Below are 17,349 nucleotides of genomic sequence, written 5' to 3'. Positions count from 1 at the left end.
TCACTTACTCAGCAATATCCTCTGAGCCGTCTTCTTGATGCGCCTCAAATTGTTCTGGTAGGCCCGCGATCTTTAGGATCGCATTTGCAGTGTGATGCGAAAGGATTTTGCTATCAAACGGAAAGTAAATCCCCGTAATTGGTGAGAACCAAATGTCGTGATTACCCCGGTGCGCTGGCGCATGATAGTTGCAACCAGCCTCTTTGAGTATGGCTAATAAATCTGTAGAAAAAGAGTTGCCGCGATAAGACCCGATGACTTTAGCCATGATTAAGCCTCAGTTGGTATGTGAGCTATTGACGACTTACGGGCTAGCACTTCATACACAATTTCAGGCTGGTCCGTCAGTTTATTTAAAAGCATTAACTCTGGAACCATGGAAGAGAGTTTATTAAAGAGGATGTCAATAGAGTCGGCCTCAGTTGCTAGTCCCAATACATCATCAGAGGTGGCGGACCAAATGCTCGCATCGTTATCCCACTCTGCGCGGATCAAAAATACTTTTTCCATGTGATCTCCAGTAACCGGATTGGTGCGACCTCTAAACATTCAAGATTGCTGTAAGGATAATATAATATAATAAGGCGGAAATAGCCTAATTTATCAAAAATACCTATATAAATCAGTAACTAAGCCATGAAACCCACAAACATCTTAATTGTTGACGATACCGCTGAAAATATTGATCTATTAAAGGCTGTATTAGAGAGTCGTGACTATGCTGTTAAAACAGCTGTTAGTGGCGCCGAAGCCCTCAAATCTATCGAAGAGTCCATGCCTGATCTCGTGGTGCTAGATGTCATGATGCCTGAGATGTCCGGATATGAGGTGTTTCAGCCCATTCGTCAAAAACCACAAACTGCATTACTACCAGTAGTTATGCTCACAGCGCTGGATCCTTCCAGTGAAAAAGTCAAAGGAATAGAGGCTGGCGCAGATGACTTTTTAAGTAAGCCAATTAATCAGGCAGAACTGTTAGCGCGAGTAGATTCTTTGCTGCGCATTGCTGGTCTTCAAAAAGAAATTGCTGACAAAAATAGAGAGTTGCTGCAACTCAACCAAGACCTAGAAAAAAAGGTTGCAAAACAAGTTGAGGAAATCGAGAGCCTTAATAAGCTCAAACGATCTTTGCCTGCGGATGTTGCCACCAAGATTGTTTCTGATAAACAGGAGGGTCTCTTACAACCTCATCGTAAAGAAATCACCATTGCGTTTTTTGAGTTGCGTGGCTTTGGTAATTTGGTGATGGATAGAGAGCCAGAAGAAGTCATGATCATTCTGAGCGAATTTCATCAGATTCTTGGCAAACTCATTAGTCAATTTAATGGCACTGTCCAGCGTTTTTCTTGCGACGAAATCGTGATCTTTTTTAATGACCCGATACCGGTTGATAACGCTCCAATGCAGGCTATTAATCTGGCAAAACGGTTTCAGACTGCTTTTACCAATCTCAAAGTTCGCTGGAGTCAAAAAGGCTACAACCCATCTTTGTCAATAGGGGTTGGTGTTGCCACTGGATTTGCTACTTTGGGTATGATGGGTTTTGAGGGTCGTGAAGACTATACCGCAATTGGTGCAGTTACTGAAATTGTTTCGAGGCTATGCCGTGAAGCTAAGGCTGGAGAAATTTTGATGGATGTACGAACTCAGTCACGCTTATATGCGGATTCTGGCGCCAAACCTCGTGGCTCAATTATGTTTAAAGATATTGATAAGTCCATTGAGGCATTCAAAATTGCACAGTAAAAATTCACTTCAATCCGCTTGATTAGGAGTTAATAGATGCAGAAACCTGAAAATCCAATAAATGAATCAGAAAGACTGGCGGGATTACGCCAACTTGAGATTCTAGATACGGAACCTGAAGAGCGTTTTGATCGCGTTACTAAACTAGCGCGCTCCGTATTTAATGTACCAATTGCATTGGTCTCTTTAGTAGATAAAGATCGGCAGTGGTTTAAATCGAGTTGTGGTTTGGATGCCTCAGAAACTCCACGAGATATTTCTTTTTGTGGACATGCTATCTTAGGTAAGGATATTTTTCTGATCCCCAATGCGCTAGAAGATAGTCGCTTTAAAGATAACCCACTGGTCATCGGAAAACCATTCATCCGTTTTTATGCGGGTATTCCATTGCATTTACCAGGTGGTTTGGCGGTTGGTACCCTTTGCATTATTGATACTGCGCCAAGAAATTTCTCAGAAAAAGAGTTGGGTCACCTCCGAGATCTTGCACTGGTAGTAGAGCAAGAGCTACAAGCCCACTTTGAAAGCTAAGGCTTTAGGGCTGGAAATCCTTCTAAAATTGCGAACACTCCATTGAAAAATAATCGTTTAGTCATTATCGCTTCGGGTGTTGCTTTGGGCCTATTGGTTGTTGCGATAGCCATTGCCGCTAGTTTTTTCTTGAAGTTCAATGCTGAATCGGAATGGAAGAGGCAGACAGATAATGTTTCTTTCACATTATCTGAGCACGCTGCGCAAACATTTATTTCTGCGGAAGTTGCACTTAATAGTATCTACAACGCTTTACCGCAAAGCAGCTTTTCCAATGAATCTGCTTTTAAGCAGTATGCCGCTCAAAAGATAGTTCATCAACTGCTTGCTGAAAAGATTGCATCAAATCCCTTGATTGATGTGGCATCTATCGCTCTAGATGATGGGCGTTTAGTTAATTTTTCTAGATCTTATCCGCCACCACCGATCAACTTATCCGAGCGAGATTATTTTAAAGAGCTCAGAGATCACGCGCTAAACACTAATTTTTTTAGTCTGCCAGTTAAAAATAAGGGTACTGGCCAGTGGGTATTTTATATTGCCAAAAGACTGCAAACCCCAGCTGGTGAGTTCTTGGGAACATTACAGGTTGGTGTTTCAGCAGCAAACTTTTCTGAATTTTATAAAAAAGTGATTAGTAGTCTAGGTGAGGGTGCCTCCGTTTCTTTATATCGAAATGATTTTTCTTTAATGACTGCCTATCCCTTTAGGGAAGATTTAATTGGCCAGAAGATTTTGTCTAGTAGCACCAAGAAATTAATGTCAGATCAAAATATTAATCATGCTGTTGCAGAGGTTAGTACGCCAAGAGCTATTCAGGATGGCCTGTCTGAAACCCGTATTGTTGCCCCCAGAAGAGTAAATAATTTCCCATTCATTGTCACACCAGTAGTGGCGGACAATATTTATCTCAATAGTTGGCTAAGGTCGCTTTATGCGATATGGCTTATTGCAATTTTGAATTTGGTCTTGCTATTTATTTTTATCAAAATGATTTTGAATCGTAATGAGCAAATTCACGAGGAGTTGGTGCGAATTAGTAATGCTGAAAGTGCATTAAGGGAGTCTCAGTTAATTATTGAGAAGCAGAATATGGAGCTTGATAACAAGGTGCGTGAGCGCACTTTAGAGCTCGAGACAAATCAAGTCCGTTTGCAAGAAAGCAATCTCTTGCTGGAAAGTGCTAATCGACATAAATCTGAATTTTTAGCCAATATGTCACATGAGCTCAGAACACCACTCAATTCCATTATTGGATTCTCAGAACTTCTCAAAGAAAAGATTTTTGGTGAAATCAATGTCAAGCAGGCTGAATATGTCAAAAATATTTTTAACTCGGGCAAGCATTTACTCGATTTAATTAACGATATCTTAGACCTCTCCAAAATTGAATCCGGGGAAGTTGTGATATTCAGAGAAATTTTTTCTCTGAATAAGGCTATTCAATCTTGCGTTGCTATCGTGTCAGAGCGAGTCAAGAAAAATAAATTAAAGCTTAATGTATTTATCAGTGAGGGTGAAAATCTCATCTTTGCTGATGAGCGAAAAATGAAGCAAATACTTCTGAATCTACTAACGAATGCTGTCAAATTTACACCTGAGGGTGGTGAAATCGTAGTTCAGGCTGAAAGTACTGAGGCAGGCGTCAAGATCCTTGTGAAGGATTCTGGAATCGGCATTGATCCAAAAGATCAAGAGAAAATTTTCGAAGAATTTAAGCAAGTAGAAAATAACTACACCAGAAAATTAGAGGGAACTGGCCTGGGCTTAGCAATCGTTAAACGTCTAATAGATCTACAAGGTGGCTGGCTTAAACTAGATTCAGCATTAGGTGAGGGTACAAGCTTCACATTCTTTATCCCCAAGGTTGATAAGGGGGGTGCAGAATGACCCATATATTGATTGTCGATGACAGCATTCTTAACTCAGCTCTCGCAAAGGATATTTTGCAATCCTCTGGTTATGAGACTAGTGAAATAGAGTGTGGTGAGGATTTGCAGGGGCAACTTGAAAGGCAAGTCCCAGACCTCGTATTAATGGATATTCAAATGCCCGGTATGAGCGGCTTTGATTGTTTGAGCTTTATGCGTGCCGATGATCGTTACGCTGCTATTCCCGTCATTGCTTTTACAGCTTCTGTTATGCAAGAAGACAAGCAGGCCATTATGGATGCCGGCTTTAATGCCCTCATAGAAAAACCGATTGGCTTTAGAGATTTTCTAAGCACTATTGCATCCACCCTAGAAAATTCTGTTGCATAAGCCATTATTTCGACCTAGTTATGATTTTTTGCCCAAGAATCAAACGTTGCTAATTACTCAGTTAATTCTATAATTTGAGCCTATGACGAATACCAATCACTCCCTAGGCATTCAGGGGCAGCTTGCTCAGTCGGGGAATGATGAATCTTTCTCCGTGATTGGACAGGATGAATTCTTCAAGCTAGCTGGAGTAGTCATTGCCAATACCAACGATATTGTTGTCATAACCGACGTTCCAAATGACCATCGAGAGCCACGCATTGTTTATGTAAACGAGGCCTTCATTCGAGAGACTGGTTATTCACTTAACGACGTGTTGGGAAAAAATCCTCGAATGCTTCAGGGACCAAGATCTGACCCAGCAACCAAAAGTAGAATTTTCAAAGCACTTGGCGAGTGGAAGCATGTGCGCGAAGAAATATTAAATTATAAAAAAAATGGTGAAGAATTTTGGCAGGAACTGAACATTATTCCTATTGCCAATGAAGCGGGTTGGTTTACACATTGGGTTTCTATTCAGCGGGATATTACAGAGCGTAAATTAGCTGAAAAAGTGATATTTGAAACCAATAATCGCCTGCAGTTAGCAGCTCGAGCAGGCTCTGTGGGCATTTGGGATTTTGACTTCTTCAATAATCGCTTGGTATGGGATGACCAAATGTGTAAGTTGTACGGCATCACGCAAGACCAATTTAATGGTTCGTATGAAGGTTGGGCTAGTGCTCTTCATCCTCAAGATCGAACTGCAGCTGAATCGGCTATAACCAAAGCGCTTGAAGGTGCTAGTGAATTTAATACTCAATTCAGAATCCTATTGCCAGATGGAACTGTCCGTGTTATCAGAGGTCTGGCGACCGTTGAGAGGGATGAGGACAATAAGCCGCTCCGAATGGTGGGTACTAATTGGGATATTACTGAACTCATCAGCGCTAAGGTAGGTGCTGAATCTGCGCTCAATGTGAAAACGCAGTTTTTAATGAACATGTCTCATGAGATTCGCACGCCAATGACAGGCATTATTGGCCTGTCTACCTTGGCCTTGTATGAGCCTTTAAGCCCAGTGGTGCGTGAATATCTAATGGGAATCGAATCATCAGCCAAATTATTACTTGAGATTGTCAATGATATCCTCGACTTCTCTAAATTAGAGGCGAATAAGGTACGCATCAATACTGCGCCATTTTCAATTGAAGATCTCTTTGTCAGGGTGCGTAGTCTATTTTTAGAAAATGCCAAAGCGAAGGGTTTGCAATTCAATCTTTTTTGCGACTTAGAACCCAATACACAACTAATCGGTGATTTTTTCTATCTCAGTCTGGTGATTAACAATCTCATCGGTAATGCAATTAAGTTTACAGAACAAGGCTCAATAGACCTTTCAATTCAGAAACTCAAGCTAGAAAACTCCATCTTTACTCTACGTTTTGTTGTTAAAGATACTGGAATAGGTATCTCGCCAGAATCTCAAAAACAAATATTAGACCCCTTTTCTCAGGCTGATAGCTCTATATCACGGCGTTTTGGAGGTACTGGATTGGGTCTAACTATTAGCAATCGAATTTTGGAGTTGATGGGCAGTACTTTAAATATTGATAGTGCAGAAGGGCGGGGATCAACATTCAGTTTTGATTTAGTAATAGTGAAAGAGCGCCGTAAGTAAAAACGGTGGAAATAAGCCTTGCGGCTTATTTGGGCCTACATAAATAAGTGAAGACTTTAAAATTGAGTACATTCGGCGGAATACTGAGCCAATTTTCTGGCTTATTAGATGAAAAGATGCGATCGCCTTGCCCATTTTTTTCCGTATAGGCATATTTCTCTAAAAAACGCGCTTTGTTTTCGGTGCAATCATATTCATAGTAGGCCACCCCAGAATGTACGTCTCTATCGCCCTCAAAAATTTGCATTGGTTTTTTAAGGTCAAATAAAACCCATGCTTCGATTGAGTATGGGTTTCGTTTAATGGTGCTGGTATCTACCTTCACAACGGCAGTATCATTGCTTCCAAGCTCAAGCCAATTGGCCATTGCTACAGAGCTAATGCAACACAGGATGATTGCAGTGAATTTTTTCATTGAAGTTCTTTCATTTACAGTCAGTGTTTAATACTCAAAATATTCTATTCTGTATTTTATGGCTAATGTACATTTCTGAATGACTATGTCATCTGAACTTCAAATTCTTTGGCTAGAATCAAGATAGGCTGTATTTGGGGTGTTCTAGAGCTTTAAAAAGATGGTCGGGGTTTATCTTGGGGCCCCATAAAAGCGAGTGCGAGTCTGTATTTGATCAAATACAGTAAAATCGAGGCAAATTAAGACCTGTTTTTTATCCCCTTTGCCATGGCACTCTTTAAGAAAAAATCCGTAGCTGCACCAATTCAGGCACCTAAAGGCCCTGAAAAAATTGCGCCAGAAAATCCTTATCTTGGACGTGAGCCCATCATAAATAGAGAGCAGGCGATCATTGGGTATGAGCTTTTCTTTCGACCAGGTACCACGCTTAAAGCTAAACGACTGAACGACCGTAATGATGTTATGGTGCAAATTGCTAAGCGCTTAGCCGAGGATCCCAAAGCCGAAGTGAATTACCCAGAGGAGGTGACCGATGCCAATCTCAGGGATGATGATGGTAAGGAGGTGACTCAAGTAACTCTATCTGAAATCCTCTACTCCCTAAAGACAAAAGGGGTTACTCAATCCCTGGGTCAACATTTAGGTTTTATTAATATTCGTGCCGATCAATTGGGTGATGAGTTGCGCGGATTTCCGGCAATAAAATTTCCCTTGCAAATTGATCTTGCGGAAATTCTAGATGCGATTGAGGCTGAGGCTGAACTTACTAAAGAGGCCGAACAAGATCCTGAGGCTAATGCTGGTGCTAAAAAGGATTTTGAGGACTCTGGAGAACCTAAGGTTCCTGAAATTATAGAAAAGCTTGAAAGACTGCGAAGCGTAGGTTACAAATTCGTATTAACGGGTTTGACTGAAGTCTTTGATGGCCTGGATGATATTTTGACAAAGTTTCGTTATGTGAAGTTAGATCTTCAAAAGGTCACTAAACCATCCAGCCTGATTGATTACTGTAAAGGCATTCCTTTGCCACGCCATGAAAAATCCAAAGATGGTAGCAAGACATTGCAAATTATTGCGTCCAAATTACATACCCCAGAAGAGTACCATCATGCGCGCGATATTGGATGCGATGCGTTTGAAGGTTTTTACTTTGTTAAACCTGATCCTGAGCTGTCATTGCATCGCGGTGATGAATATCGTAAATTATTAGAGTTATTGACTTTGCTGCTGTCTTCTCCCGAGTTAAAGGAATTGGTAACTGCAGTGGAGGCTAATCCGGTGGTATCTAAGCATCTCATGGTGATCGCTGAGATTGACTCACGAAGAAAACGTGAAAAGCCGGAAAATATTCGTGATGCTGCTGTAATTTCAGGCATTAAGCGCATCACCCGTTGGACCCAGCTCTTGCTCTATGCCGATACCAAGGCAAAAGTAGCCCTGGATGCCACCCCTTTATTACAGCTTGTTTGTGTCCGGGCTTTCTTTATGGAATCTCTTTCAACCAAATTGGGGGCAGGTGGTGGTTTAGGTTCTAGTGATTTAGCTTTCTTGGTTGGCGGATTATCCTTAATTGATAACCTATTTGATGAGCCGGCTCGCGAATTACTATCTCACTTTAACCTTCCCAGCGTTGTCGTAGATGCGATCGTCGACCGCTCCGGCATTTTGGGGCAATTGCTTTCACTGGCTGAGGCTGCAGAAATAGGTGATTTAGAGAGGTGCCGTCATCTGTGCTCTGATGAGTTGAAGACGGTAAGCCTAGACGATGTTGCCCAAGACTCGTTATTGGCGATTAAAAACTTTGTGGCTCAAACCCAGTTTGCACCAGAAGAGGATGTTTGGGAGGCTGCAGATTCACCGAATGAAGAATTGGCCTAAGGGCCAATCAGGCGATGTGGGTCAAGAGCGCTAACGGGTTCCGCCCAGCTCTTGTAGATCTCGGTTAGATTGGTTAAAAAAATTGTCATGGAATTGAAATACTTGCATTATGACAATTAGTGTATACACTATCCTAAGTTCATGATTATTATAGGCAATGTTTAGCTGGCCAATGTTTTTAAGGTCTCCTTCTCATGATTTATAGAATCTAAATAATGATTCAATACTGATTGGTGTTGCAATTGTGTGCTGGGCAAGCAGTTGATTTTTTTGCTTACCCTTAAAGGAGATTTGGTGTCTGACAAGCAAAAAAATCTATTACCCAAAATAGTGGGTGAGCGCTTTAGGGATGCCAGGGAAAAGCAGGGCTTATCTATCGAGGAATTAGCAAATAAAGCGATTCTTTCTAACAGTCAAATTCGGCAAATCGAAGGCAAAGAGCAGGGCGCATTCTATTCCCCAGACATCAAATATTCGAGCGCTAAAAAGGTAGCCAAAATTCTGGGGCTACCTGAAGAGCAAGCTTTTGTTTCAAGCGAAACAGTGCTCGATGGAGATATTGAAGTCTCAAGAGAGCAAAAAGAATTCAATGAGATCGAAGCCATGCTGGCGCAAAAAATGATCAACGAGATCAAATTTGAAAAGCCCAGCTTGATTCAAAAGATTATTGGCAAGAAAACCTCTATGCAATTGCCAATCCAGGGCATTGAGGTGACCTATGCCACTGGTCCTAAATTAGTCTTCAAGCGTATTGTCTTTTTACTGATTTTGCTTGCGGTCCTTGGCATCGGGTATTGGCTGCTCAGCCCATACATTCATTTTTCCTGAGCTGATAACAATGCCCTCGATCACCAATATCACCGCAATCCGCACTCGCCTAGCAGAAAGATTGCAAAATGATTAAACCAATTGTTTTGCTTTGGACAATCTTATTTGCTAGTCAGGCGTATGCTGATTGGACTAAAGTGACAGCCAATCAAGATATTTCTGTTTACATAGATGCCCAGGCAATTCAAAGAAATAAAAGTTTGGTGAAGGTTAAAGTTTTAGTCAATGAAGCCAAAGACTTAGTCGTTGATAAAGATCAGTATCCCTATCAATCCTTTAGAACTTACATAGAGTACAACTGCAAGAAAGAGCTTCAAAGAGCGCTGTCTACTAAATGGTTCTCTGAGCCAATGGGCGAAGGCAATATAGTCTATCAAGATAAGCACCCGTACCCCTTTGCTCCTGTAGTAGAAGGCACTCTAGGCTTGGTTGTGATGAAACGTGTCTGTAAGGGCGCCTGATGTATAGAATTAGGCAATACCAACTTCAATTCCCCCAGAAAATCATTCCCTTACCATCTTCTTATTTATTTTATTTCTGCTAAAACATGCAAACTCCAGTCAATCTATACCTACCCATTGGCATTGCAATTGGAATTCTTCTTGTAGCCGCTTTTTTGTACTGGTCTTGGTCAAAAGTCATTTACCAAACTAGCGCTCAAATTAAAGACCTTTGCGTTGAGCTCACTGGCAAAGAAGCAGCAGGTGGGGATATATTTGCGGCTGCTATCGGGTCGACTACCAATACTAGAATCATGGATTTACTCCAAGAGAGTAAAAGAAATCTCATCGACATCCGAGGGGAATCCGGGTCTAAACAGTACTGTCTCAAACCGTATTCTGATATTTGGACTGCTAGAAACTTATTAGCTGGGAAAATTAATCTCTCATTGTATGAAACGATGCCGAATATTTTGATCGGTGTTGGTTTGATGTTTACCTTTATATTTCTGGCATTGGCATTAAATGATGCTGGTCAGTCAATGAGTGGTAACCAAGAGTCTCGTGATGCCGCTCTTAAGGGTTTGATTGCTACAGCGGGTGGTAAGTTCATTACCTCGATTGCTGGTTTGCTAACTTCTTTAGTTTGGAACTGGGCTGCCAAGCTTACGCTTGAAAAGTTGGAATCTGCTATAGATGAATTGCAGACTCAGCTCAGGGTAATTGTTCCCGATAATGCCCCACAAGCAGTCATCCAAGCACAACTTGGGATGTTTCAGGAAATGCTGTTGCAAAATCGTGAGCAAGTAAATCAATTAAAACGATTTGAAACAGACTTTGCGCTATCCATATCTAAAGCGATCGGCAACGCACTCGAGCCTTTGTTTAATGACCTTAGCGTAAAACTCATTGATGCTTTCGATACATTAACCGAGCGTATCAGTCGTATTAATGAAGAAGCCCTTAAAAACATTATGGAGAAATTCTTAGAGGCGATTAAGGGTGACTCCGCAAAAGAAATGGAGCAGTTCAGAAAAACCTTGGTAGAGGTGACTGAAAAACTCAATACTGCTGGTGTAGGAGCTGGGGTCTCTCTTGCTCATGCTGGAGATTCTTTTGGTAGCGCCATAAGCGCTTTAGAAAAGACCGTTACCAAGACCAATGAAACCATGCTTGGTTTAGAGTCTGGCCTGCAGAGAGCAAAAGACTTTACTAGCGAAGGCGCTACTAAATTAGAGTTTGTCTTGGGTGGATTGATTGGTTCAGTCAACGGCATCGATAAGGTGATTGTCAATGTTGATTCCTTTGTGCAAAAAATTCAATCGAGTACAGAGTCGCTAGGTCTAATAGCCCGCAGTTTAGATACAACAGTAGCTTCTCAAGAAGTCATTAGTAAAGAATTTGGTGTTGGCATTCCTGCGATGTCTAGTGCACTCAAGGACGCTGTTCATGAAATTAAACTAGGCACGGATGCTTCTCGTGCGGCGCTCAGCTCCTTAAGGGCCGATTTTGAATCTACCAAGACCTCGATTGATCAAACCGTCAATCATTTGACTAGTGGTGTGTCAGATTATTCTAATAAGGTGGTGCAGTTACATTTTAAATTAGATGAAAAACTGGCTCAGGCTATTTCTTCGATTCATACAACCATCACAACCTTAGAGCAAACGATGGATGACTTTGTTGAATCTCTTCCTAAGAGTTAATTGTGTATCTTCGCCGAAACTAAAATAGCACTATGATTTTTTTACCATCTAACCACAATAAACAACCTGAAAAGGTTGAGGAAGCGGGCTATCTCGCTTCCGCAAGTGATTTGATGATAGGCTTATTGTTCGTTTTTATTATCATGGTAGTAATGCTTTCTCAAAGGGTCGATTCGATTCAAAGAGGAGAAAGCGTTAACGATCCACTCGCAAGCGCGGTACTGATCATTGGACAAAAGTTTAAGGAAGCTGGCTTAAATGTGGTGATTGATCCGCAATCAGGGGTTATAGGCCTTCCCGCTGATGCCTTATTTGGATTTAATAGTGTGGTTTTGAATGAGAATTCAACTCAAACATTAAAAAAGGCTAGAGAGTCCTTGATTAAGATTCTGCCTTGTTATGTTCATTCTGAAAGAGCATCTAGACCACTAGACTGTCCGCCAAATGATGAGCAAGCAGAAATCGAAACAATTTTCATTGAAGGGCATACTGACTCTAAGCCTCTTCAACAAGGCAATTATACCAACTGGCACCTTGGTCTAGATCGTGCTCGTGCTGTTTATGAGGTTCTGACTGAAGGTAAGCCCCAATCCTATCAAAATGAACGTAAGTTAGACGTCTTTGGTATTAGCTCTTATGCTGATAAGCGTGTAGTGAAAAGTTTTGGTTTAGAGGATGCAGAAAAAAGCCGGCGAGTTGAGTTACGCTTCATTTTGGCATTTAAGCCCGATTCTAAAAAAGGCAAAGCAGCTAGAGATGCTTTAGATTCTGCTGGTACTCCAACTGCTGCTGCGGCCCCAAACATTCCTGCAGCTGTTGTTTTGCCTGGAGCGAATGCAATGCAAGGCCCTAACAGCAAGCCTATTACAGCGCCAAAATGAACTTAGCGACACTACCAGAAGATTTTCCTCTGCTAGGAAGTGCTGCGCAAAAAATCGACTCAGAATCGATATCGATTGAAAAAATGGGTTTACCGCCTGATATTTTTGCAGTTGGTGAGCGTACTTTTATTCGCTTCTCATTGGCGCAGCTGTCAGGGCATCAAGTGGATCAACGCTATTGGCGTTATTTTCCTTATGCTATTTGGCTTGAGCAAGAACGTAGTTTATCTGCGCGAACGGATTATTTAAGTGAATACTTTGAGATCCATCTTCCGCGCTCTCTCAAGATTGCTAAAAGAGCGATGAAGTGGGCTGAGCCCTTATTCTATGTTTACCTCTATCACTTTAAGCCTAATGACCCTGTATTTGAGACGCTGGCTCAGACAGCGCAGCGTTTTTTTGCCAGTAGCGCTATTAAATCAGGCTCTCCACTGAAATCCTTGACCCATGATTTAAATCTATTGAATGCATCTGAGGGGCCTTATTTCATTGCTGAGTCTATCCTCAAAACAAAAAGAGGGTTGATGGGGTGGATCAATCAATTTGATCTATGGCCTGGATTTGCAAGCACTGCTTTTGCTCACGCCGCTTTTATTGAATTGCTTAAATTTCCAAAAGAAAAAAGACGGCAAGAAGACTATATCCACTTGGTCTTTGATTGGGGTATAGACAACCAAAATCAATTTCGCTATCTCCAGGTTCAGGCGCTATTTAATGATGCTTTGCTATTAGCCTGGAAAGGAGTAAAGCCGCCAGACGATTTGAAAGCAGCGATGAGTGCAAAATTGATCAGTGTTATTGGCGATCCTAGGGCATATCCAGAGCGGTGGCAAGGTACCAGTAGTGATGCAGTTCAGGTGCTTTTGGGCTGGCTTAATACCAAAGCATCTTAATCAGTGCTCATGTAATTATTTGTAATTAATCAAGAATTACTCATGAGGATGATTTAAATCCATTTCTAACATGATTTCTTCTAATGCTAGGACTATGCTGATCTAGCAGTTATATTTAATAACTGCAATGCTCCTTATAGGAACGGCTGTATTTTATTTTTTACCCCCAATCATTTTTTGCCGCAACTAAAGGTCTGATTTTGCAATCATTCTAGAGAGCTGATTCAAGAGAGGAAATTGAGAATGATCTGTACTATAGGTAAAGTCAACTTTAGTCTTTTACCAATAGCTTATTTCTTTATTACGCAGCCTAATGGTGAGGCTTCCATAAATTCGGTTCTTAATTTGTACAATTGTGTACATTGCAAGCCTATAGAAACAAGGGCTTAGGAGCCCTGAAGCATCAGTCCTATTAATATACAAATTATTCCATGTAAGTTATTGATTTATATCGGTAAAGTGTCAATCAGGGATATTGGCTATGAACCAAGGTGTCGTGGGTTTAATTCCTGCCAGCCGCACCACCTTATTGAATGGCCTAGTTGAAAGACTGGGCCCTTTCTCTTTTTAGGCTTTTCTCAGATCTTTCACAGAGATACCTTATAGTCTGCTTATGAGCAATTCTGCCACCATCTCTGCCGTTTCTGACGCCCCAGTGGCTGTTTGGTCACAGGTTGATGCCAATAATGCCAAAGTACTAATGAGTGGCAATGTGAATGTCTATTCCTTGGGCGGCATTTGGACTCAAATCCGTGATTCTCAAGATGTGTGGCTCAAACAGGGTGATGGCAAAAGCAAGTCCCTGACTTTTGATGCAGGTAAAGTCACTTTTTTAGATGGGGCTGGTATTGCATTTCTGATTGGGATTGAAGAGGCTCAAACAACTGCGGGTGCAAAGTTTGATGTTGTGGGCTTAGATCCTCGCTATGAACCGTTGCTAAGTGAATTCAATCCAATCGGTAATTTATTTCCAGTTCCCGTTGTAAAGCCCAAAAGAAGTTTTGTGGTCAGCACTGGAATGGCCGCCCAAAATTTAATTGATGATGCCATTGGCTTAATTACGTTTACGGGTCATCTTGCATCAGATTTAGCTTGGTCTATTCGCTATCCTAATCAAGTGCGCTGGGGCGATTTTGTTAATGCTGCTGTGCAAGCGGGTATTGCAGCATTACCCATCGTTGGGCTAGTCGCGTTTTTGATTGGCGTCATCCTGTCTTTTCAGGCGGCTATCGGTATGCAGCAATTTGGCGCCGTATCCTTTGTCGGCCCGTTGGCGGCTTTGGGTATTGTGCGAGAAATGGGCCCATTAATTACCGCCATTTTGCTAGCAGGACGTTCCTCAGCAGCATTTGCTGCCGAGATTGGCACGATGACTGTTAATAGCGAAGTAGATGCGTTGGTTTCTGGTGGCTTAAGCCCAATTCGGTTTTTAGTTGTGCCACGCGTATTAGCAGGTATTTTGGTTGCGCCTATTTTGACTTTATTTGCTGACATCGTCAGTATTTTTTCCTCAATGTTGACGATGTTGATTTACGGCATTCCTTTTATTAACTTCTACAACGGCATGCTCTCGGCTGTAGATATCGAAGATATTAGTTCGGGTCTAATTAAAGCGACGCTTTTTGGCGTGGTTATTTCAGCGGTTGGTTGCCTGCGTGGCATGCAAACGGGGAATGGTGCCGCTGCAGTTGGTATTTCAGCTACAAGAGCAGTTGTCAGTAGTATTGTTTTGATTGTGCTGGTTGATGGTATTTTTGCCTTCATTTCCTACAAGACGGGTTTCTGATGGATACGCCAAATAAATCACAATGCGCGATTGATGTTCAAAACCTCACCGTAGGTTATGGCTCTAACATCCTGATGCAAAATCTGAATTTCACAGTGAATTACGGTGAAATTTTTGTGATTCTGGGTGGCTCGGGTTGTGGCAAATCCAGTTTGTTGAAAAACTTGTTTGGCCTCTATCAGCCTCTGTCTGGCGATGTTCTGATTGAAGGGCAAAACATTACTACCGCAGCTGGAGCGGAGCGCCAAAAGATCATGACAAGCTTTGGCGTGATGTATCAACAAGGCGCCTTATTTGGTTCCATGAACTTGCTCGATAACGTGACTTTGTTTATGCAGGAATATACCCAGCTAACCCAAGGGCAAATGGATTTACTGGCGCGCTGCAAGCTAGATTTAGTCGGTCTATTACCTTATGAGTCCTATATGCCCAGTGAAATTAGTGGAGGCATGCAAAAGAGGGCGGCGATTGCTCGTGCCATGGCACTTGATCCCAAAATATTATTCTTAGATGAGCCATCTGCTGGCTTAGATCCAATCACCTCTGCAGATCTCGATAGCACGATCCAGGATTTATCAAAAAACCTAGGCATCACCTTTATCATCGTATCCCATGAACTTGCTAGCATCTATGCCATAGCTGACAAAGTGATCATGCTCGATAAAGGGGCTAAGGGAATAATTGCTGAGGGCGATCCAAAAGTGTTGCGCGATACCAGTAAAGATCCGCGGGTACATCAATTCTTCAATCGTATTATGAGCAAGGACGCAGCATGAGTAACAACTCAAATCCCAATTATTTTCGCTTAGGCGCTTTTGTGCTCGCTGCAATTAGTGTACTGATTGCTGTGATTCTCATTTTTGGCGGAGGCAAATTCTTCCAAAAATCATTTATGGTCGAAACCTATATCAAGCAGTCTGTAACCGGCTTAGATGCAGGGGCGGCTGTACGGTTTCGTGGAGTTAAGATTGGTCAGGTCACATCGATTGGACTATCTGGTGATATCTATGAAAAAGATTTGCCTTTTCATGATCGCCGTCAATATGTTGTTGTCAGAATGCAAATTTTTGGTGACAAAGTAAATGAAGATCAAATTAGCGAGTTTGTAAAAAATAATTTGCGAGCTCGCATCAAATCTATGGGCATTACGGGTGTAAATTACGTTGAGTTTGATTTTATTGCTCTTGCATCCGATACTCCCGAACTCCCTTTTTCTTGGAAGCCCGAGTATCCAGTAATCCCATCTATGCCAAACCAAGCGGATGAAATTATTTCTGGCATTCAAAAGCTGATCGGCGCTCTCAATGATATGAATATTGATGGCACACAGAAAAAATTGGATGCCTTGTTAGGCAATCTCAATGTGATGATGGCAGGAGATGGCAGGGGTAATGAAGGCATGATTGAATCCGTTAAGCAGTTAAACGTCATCATGGCTCGCATTAATAAAGCAACCGACAAAGAGGAGCTCGGTGTTCTGATGCGTGAATTGGTAGCTGCTACTACTTCCTTGCGTCAGACTATTACGAGTGTGCAGGGCGACACCGTGTTGACAATAGAAAATATTAAGCAGGCGAGCGAGAATCTAAATGAATTTAGCCGTATTGCAAGCCAAGCGCCATCAAGCTTAATTTGGAGCGACTCACCTAAGAAAATTACTCCTAGTAGCGGCGCAGGTCAGCCTGGAGCGCAGAAATGATGAAGCGAATTTTATTTGGCTTTGCCATCTTGGGATTAGTCTCTTGCTCCCTGCCTACTAGACCGCCAGTAGGACCCACTACTTGGATGGTGTCTCCAGATAGAACTGCGCCACCGCGTCAAGCCCGCACAGATATTTGGCTAAAGATGGGTTCTGTATCGGTTACGCCCCCTTTTGACGGCAGGTCTTTGGTGTACCGCACTGGCGATCAACGTTATGAAAAGGATTTTTATAACGTTTACGCAACCATTCCTGCTGAGATGATTGGTAATACAGAACGCCAGTGGATGAATAAGGCAAATATTTTCTCCTCAACAGTAGGTCAAAGTAATAACCTTTTTCCTTACTATTATTTACAGGCAACAGTAGAAGAGTTTTATGGTGATTATCGTAAACAACCCGAGGCGGTGGTGAGCGTGGAGTTTTTCTTGAGTGCTACTGGTGCTGGTAAGGTTAATCCCTTGATTGGTGCAAATCGCTATACCAAGCGTGTCGCTCTTAAAGACAGTACTCCTGAAGCGCTGGTATTGGGTCTGCAAGAAGCGCTGGCTCAGATTTTGCAAGAGTATGAAGTGCAGCTTTATAAATACGCTGGCAATTTACCAAAACCTTTAGGTCAGTAATT

17 protein-coding genes and 1 pseudogene are annotated in these 17,349 nt (G+C 42.0%); 15 read left to right on the top strand and 3 right to left on the bottom strand.

The window, feature by feature from the left end:
• Positions 1-4: 4 nt before the first annotated feature.
• Together ICE89_RS02535 and ICE89_RS02530 are read right to left on the bottom strand one after the other, a co-directional pair.
• Complete coding sequence (locus ICE89_RS02535) at positions 5-268, bottom strand: type II toxin-antitoxin system HicA family toxin (RefSeq protein ID WP_216264717.1); 264 nt, start codon at positions 266-268, stop codon at positions 5-7.
• Positions 269-270: 2 nt separating this feature from the next.
• Positions 271-549 (bottom strand): DUF1902 domain-containing protein, encoded by a 279-nt coding sequence (locus ICE89_RS02530; RefSeq protein WP_216264716.1) that lies wholly within the window; start codon positions 547-549, stop codon positions 271-273.
• Positions 550-636: 87 nt separating this feature from the next.
• Here ICE89_RS02530 and ICE89_RS02525 point away from each other — a divergent pair, with 87 nt between their 5' ends.
• The 5 genes and pseudogenes from ICE89_RS02525 to ICE89_RS02505 all read left to right on the top strand — a co-directional run bounded on the left by ICE89_RS02525 (position 637) and on the right by ICE89_RS02505 (position 6,198).
• Positions 637-1,746 carry a response regulator gene (locus ICE89_RS02525; protein ID WP_216264715.1) on the top strand — a complete coding sequence of 370 codons (1,110 nt, stop codon included), beginning with the start codon at positions 637-639 and terminating at the stop codon, positions 1,744-1,746.
• Between the two features lie 36 nt (positions 1,747-1,782).
• Positions 1,783-2,262 (top strand): annotated as a pseudogene (locus tag ICE89_RS02520) (GAF domain-containing protein); the annotation flags it as partial.
• Positions 2,263-2,319: 57 nt separating this feature from the next.
• Positions 2,320-4,167 (top strand): ATP-binding protein, encoded by a 1,848-nt coding sequence (locus ICE89_RS02515; protein WP_216264713.1) that lies wholly within the window; start codon positions 2,320-2,322, stop codon positions 4,165-4,167.
• Complete coding sequence (locus tag ICE89_RS02510) at positions 4,164-4,538, top strand: response regulator (protein WP_112294546.1); 375 nt, start codon at positions 4,164-4,166, stop codon at positions 4,536-4,538. Before ICE89_RS02515 ends, ICE89_RS02510 begins: the two co-directional genes overlap by 4 nt.
• A gap of 82 nt (positions 4,539-4,620) precedes the next feature.
• Positions 4,621-6,198, top strand: coding sequence for a PAS domain-containing protein (locus ICE89_RS02505; protein ID WP_216264712.1), 1,578 nt, complete (start codon positions 4,621-4,623; stop codon positions 6,196-6,198).
• 25 nt (positions 6,199-6,223) lie between these two features.
• Here ICE89_RS02505 and ICE89_RS02500 read toward each other — a convergent pair whose 3' ends face one another.
• On the bottom strand, positions 6,224-6,613 hold the full coding sequence (locus ICE89_RS02500) for a surface-adhesin E family protein (protein WP_216264711.1): 390 nt from the start codon (positions 6,611-6,613) through the stop codon (positions 6,224-6,226).
• 267 nt (positions 6,614-6,880) lie between these two features.
• Between ICE89_RS02500 and ICE89_RS02495 the strand changes: the two genes are divergently transcribed.
• From ICE89_RS02495 to ICE89_RS02450, 10 genes are all read left to right on the top strand, one after another.
• Positions 6,881-8,491, top strand: coding sequence for an EAL and HDOD domain-containing protein (locus tag ICE89_RS02495; protein ID WP_216264710.1), 1,611 nt, complete (start codon positions 6,881-6,883; stop codon positions 8,489-8,491).
• A gap of 294 nt (positions 8,492-8,785) precedes the next feature.
• Positions 8,786-9,319 (top strand): helix-turn-helix domain-containing protein, encoded by a 534-nt coding sequence (locus tag ICE89_RS02490; protein WP_216264709.1) that lies wholly within the window; start codon positions 8,786-8,788, stop codon positions 9,317-9,319.
• A gap of 68 nt (positions 9,320-9,387) precedes the next feature.
• The gene (locus ICE89_RS02485; RefSeq protein WP_216264708.1) at positions 9,388-9,780 is read left to right on the top strand and encodes a surface-adhesin E family protein; all 393 of its coding nucleotides are present in this window, start codon (positions 9,388-9,390) and stop codon (positions 9,778-9,780) included.
• A gap of 86 nt (positions 9,781-9,866) precedes the next feature.
• Positions 9,867-11,465, top strand: coding sequence for a hypothetical protein (locus ICE89_RS02480; RefSeq protein WP_216264707.1), 1,599 nt, complete (start codon positions 9,867-9,869; stop codon positions 11,463-11,465).
• Between the two features lie 152 nt (positions 11,466-11,617).
• A complete protein-coding gene (locus ICE89_RS02475) occupies positions 11,618-12,346 on the top strand; it encodes an OmpA family protein (RefSeq protein ID WP_216264706.1) in 729 nt (242 codons plus the stop codon).
• Positions 12,343-13,239, top strand: a complete 897-nt coding sequence (locus tag ICE89_RS02470; protein ID WP_216264705.1) for an EH signature domain-containing protein — start codon at positions 12,343-12,345, stop codon at positions 13,237-13,239. Before ICE89_RS02475 ends, ICE89_RS02470 begins: the two co-directional genes overlap by 4 nt.
• Before the next feature lie 613 nt (positions 13,240-13,852).
• Positions 13,853-15,025, top strand: a complete 1,173-nt coding sequence (locus tag ICE89_RS02465) for an ABC transporter permease (RefSeq protein ID WP_216263827.1) — start codon at positions 13,853-13,855, stop codon at positions 15,023-15,025.
• On the top strand, positions 15,025-15,801 hold the full coding sequence (locus ICE89_RS02460) for an ABC transporter ATP-binding protein (RefSeq protein WP_216264704.1): 777 nt from the start codon (positions 15,025-15,027) through the stop codon (positions 15,799-15,801). The genes ICE89_RS02465 and ICE89_RS02460 overlap by 1 nt, the downstream gene beginning before the upstream one ends.
• Positions 15,798-16,724 (top strand): MlaD family protein, encoded by a 927-nt coding sequence (locus tag ICE89_RS02455; RefSeq protein WP_216264703.1) that lies wholly within the window; start codon positions 15,798-15,800, stop codon positions 16,722-16,724. The genes ICE89_RS02460 and ICE89_RS02455 overlap by 4 nt, the downstream gene beginning before the upstream one ends.
• Complete coding sequence (locus tag ICE89_RS02450) at positions 16,721-17,347, top strand: membrane integrity-associated transporter subunit PqiC (protein WP_216264702.1); 627 nt, start codon at positions 16,721-16,723, stop codon at positions 17,345-17,347. The genes ICE89_RS02455 and ICE89_RS02450 overlap by 4 nt, the downstream gene beginning before the upstream one ends.
• Positions 17,348-17,349: the final 2 nt, after the last annotated feature.

Source organism: Polynucleobacter sp. AP-Kaivos-20-H2 (genome assembly GCF_018882215.1).
Taxonomy (GTDB): domain Bacteria; phylum Pseudomonadota; class Gammaproteobacteria; order Burkholderiales; family Burkholderiaceae; genus Polynucleobacter.
This window is presented reverse-complemented; position numbering and strand designations above follow the sequence as displayed.

Bases quoted from the DNA above. Each gene is read 5' to 3' on its own strand.
- ICE89_RS02535 (WP_216264717.1), bottom strand. From the start codon at position 268: ATGGCTAAAGTCATCGGGTCTTATCGCGGCAACTCTTTTTCTACAGAT.
- ICE89_RS02530 (WP_216264716.1), bottom strand. From the start codon at position 549: ATGTTTAGAGGTCGCACCAATCCGGTTACTGGAGATCACATGGAAAAA.
- ICE89_RS02525 (WP_216264715.1), top strand. From the start codon at position 637: ATGAAACCCACAAACATCTTAATTGTTGACGATACCGCTGAAAATATT.
- ICE89_RS02510 (WP_112294546.1), top strand. From the start codon at position 4,164: ATGACCCATATATTGATTGTCGATGACAGCATTCTTAACTCAGCTCTC.
- ICE89_RS02505 (WP_216264712.1), top strand. From the start codon at position 4,621: ATGACGAATACCAATCACTCCCTAGGCATTCAGGGGCAGCTTGCTCAG.
- ICE89_RS02500 (WP_216264711.1), bottom strand. From the start codon at position 6,613: ATGAAAAAATTCACTGCAATCATCCTGTGTTGCATTAGCTCTGTAGCA.
- ICE89_RS02495 (WP_216264710.1), top strand. From the start codon at position 6,881: ATGGCACTCTTTAAGAAAAAATCCGTAGCTGCACCAATTCAGGCACCT.
- ICE89_RS02485 (WP_216264708.1), top strand. From the start codon at position 9,388: ATGATTAAACCAATTGTTTTGCTTTGGACAATCTTATTTGCTAGTCAG.
- ICE89_RS02480 (WP_216264707.1), top strand. From the start codon at position 9,867: ATGCAAACTCCAGTCAATCTATACCTACCCATTGGCATTGCAATTGGA.
- ICE89_RS02475 (WP_216264706.1), top strand. From the start codon at position 11,618: ATGCTTTCTCAAAGGGTCGATTCGATTCAAAGAGGAGAAAGCGTTAAC.
- ICE89_RS02470 (WP_216264705.1), top strand. From the start codon at position 12,343: ATGAACTTAGCGACACTACCAGAAGATTTTCCTCTGCTAGGAAGTGCT.
- ICE89_RS02465 (WP_216263827.1), top strand. From the start codon at position 13,853: ATGAGCAATTCTGCCACCATCTCTGCCGTTTCTGACGCCCCAGTGGCT.
- ICE89_RS02460 (WP_216264704.1), top strand. From the start codon at position 15,025: ATGGATACGCCAAATAAATCACAATGCGCGATTGATGTTCAAAACCTC.
- ICE89_RS02455 (WP_216264703.1), top strand. From the start codon at position 15,798: ATGAGTAACAACTCAAATCCCAATTATTTTCGCTTAGGCGCTTTTGTG.
- ICE89_RS02450 (WP_216264702.1), top strand. From the start codon at position 16,721: ATGATGAAGCGAATTTTATTTGGCTTTGCCATCTTGGGATTAGTCTCT.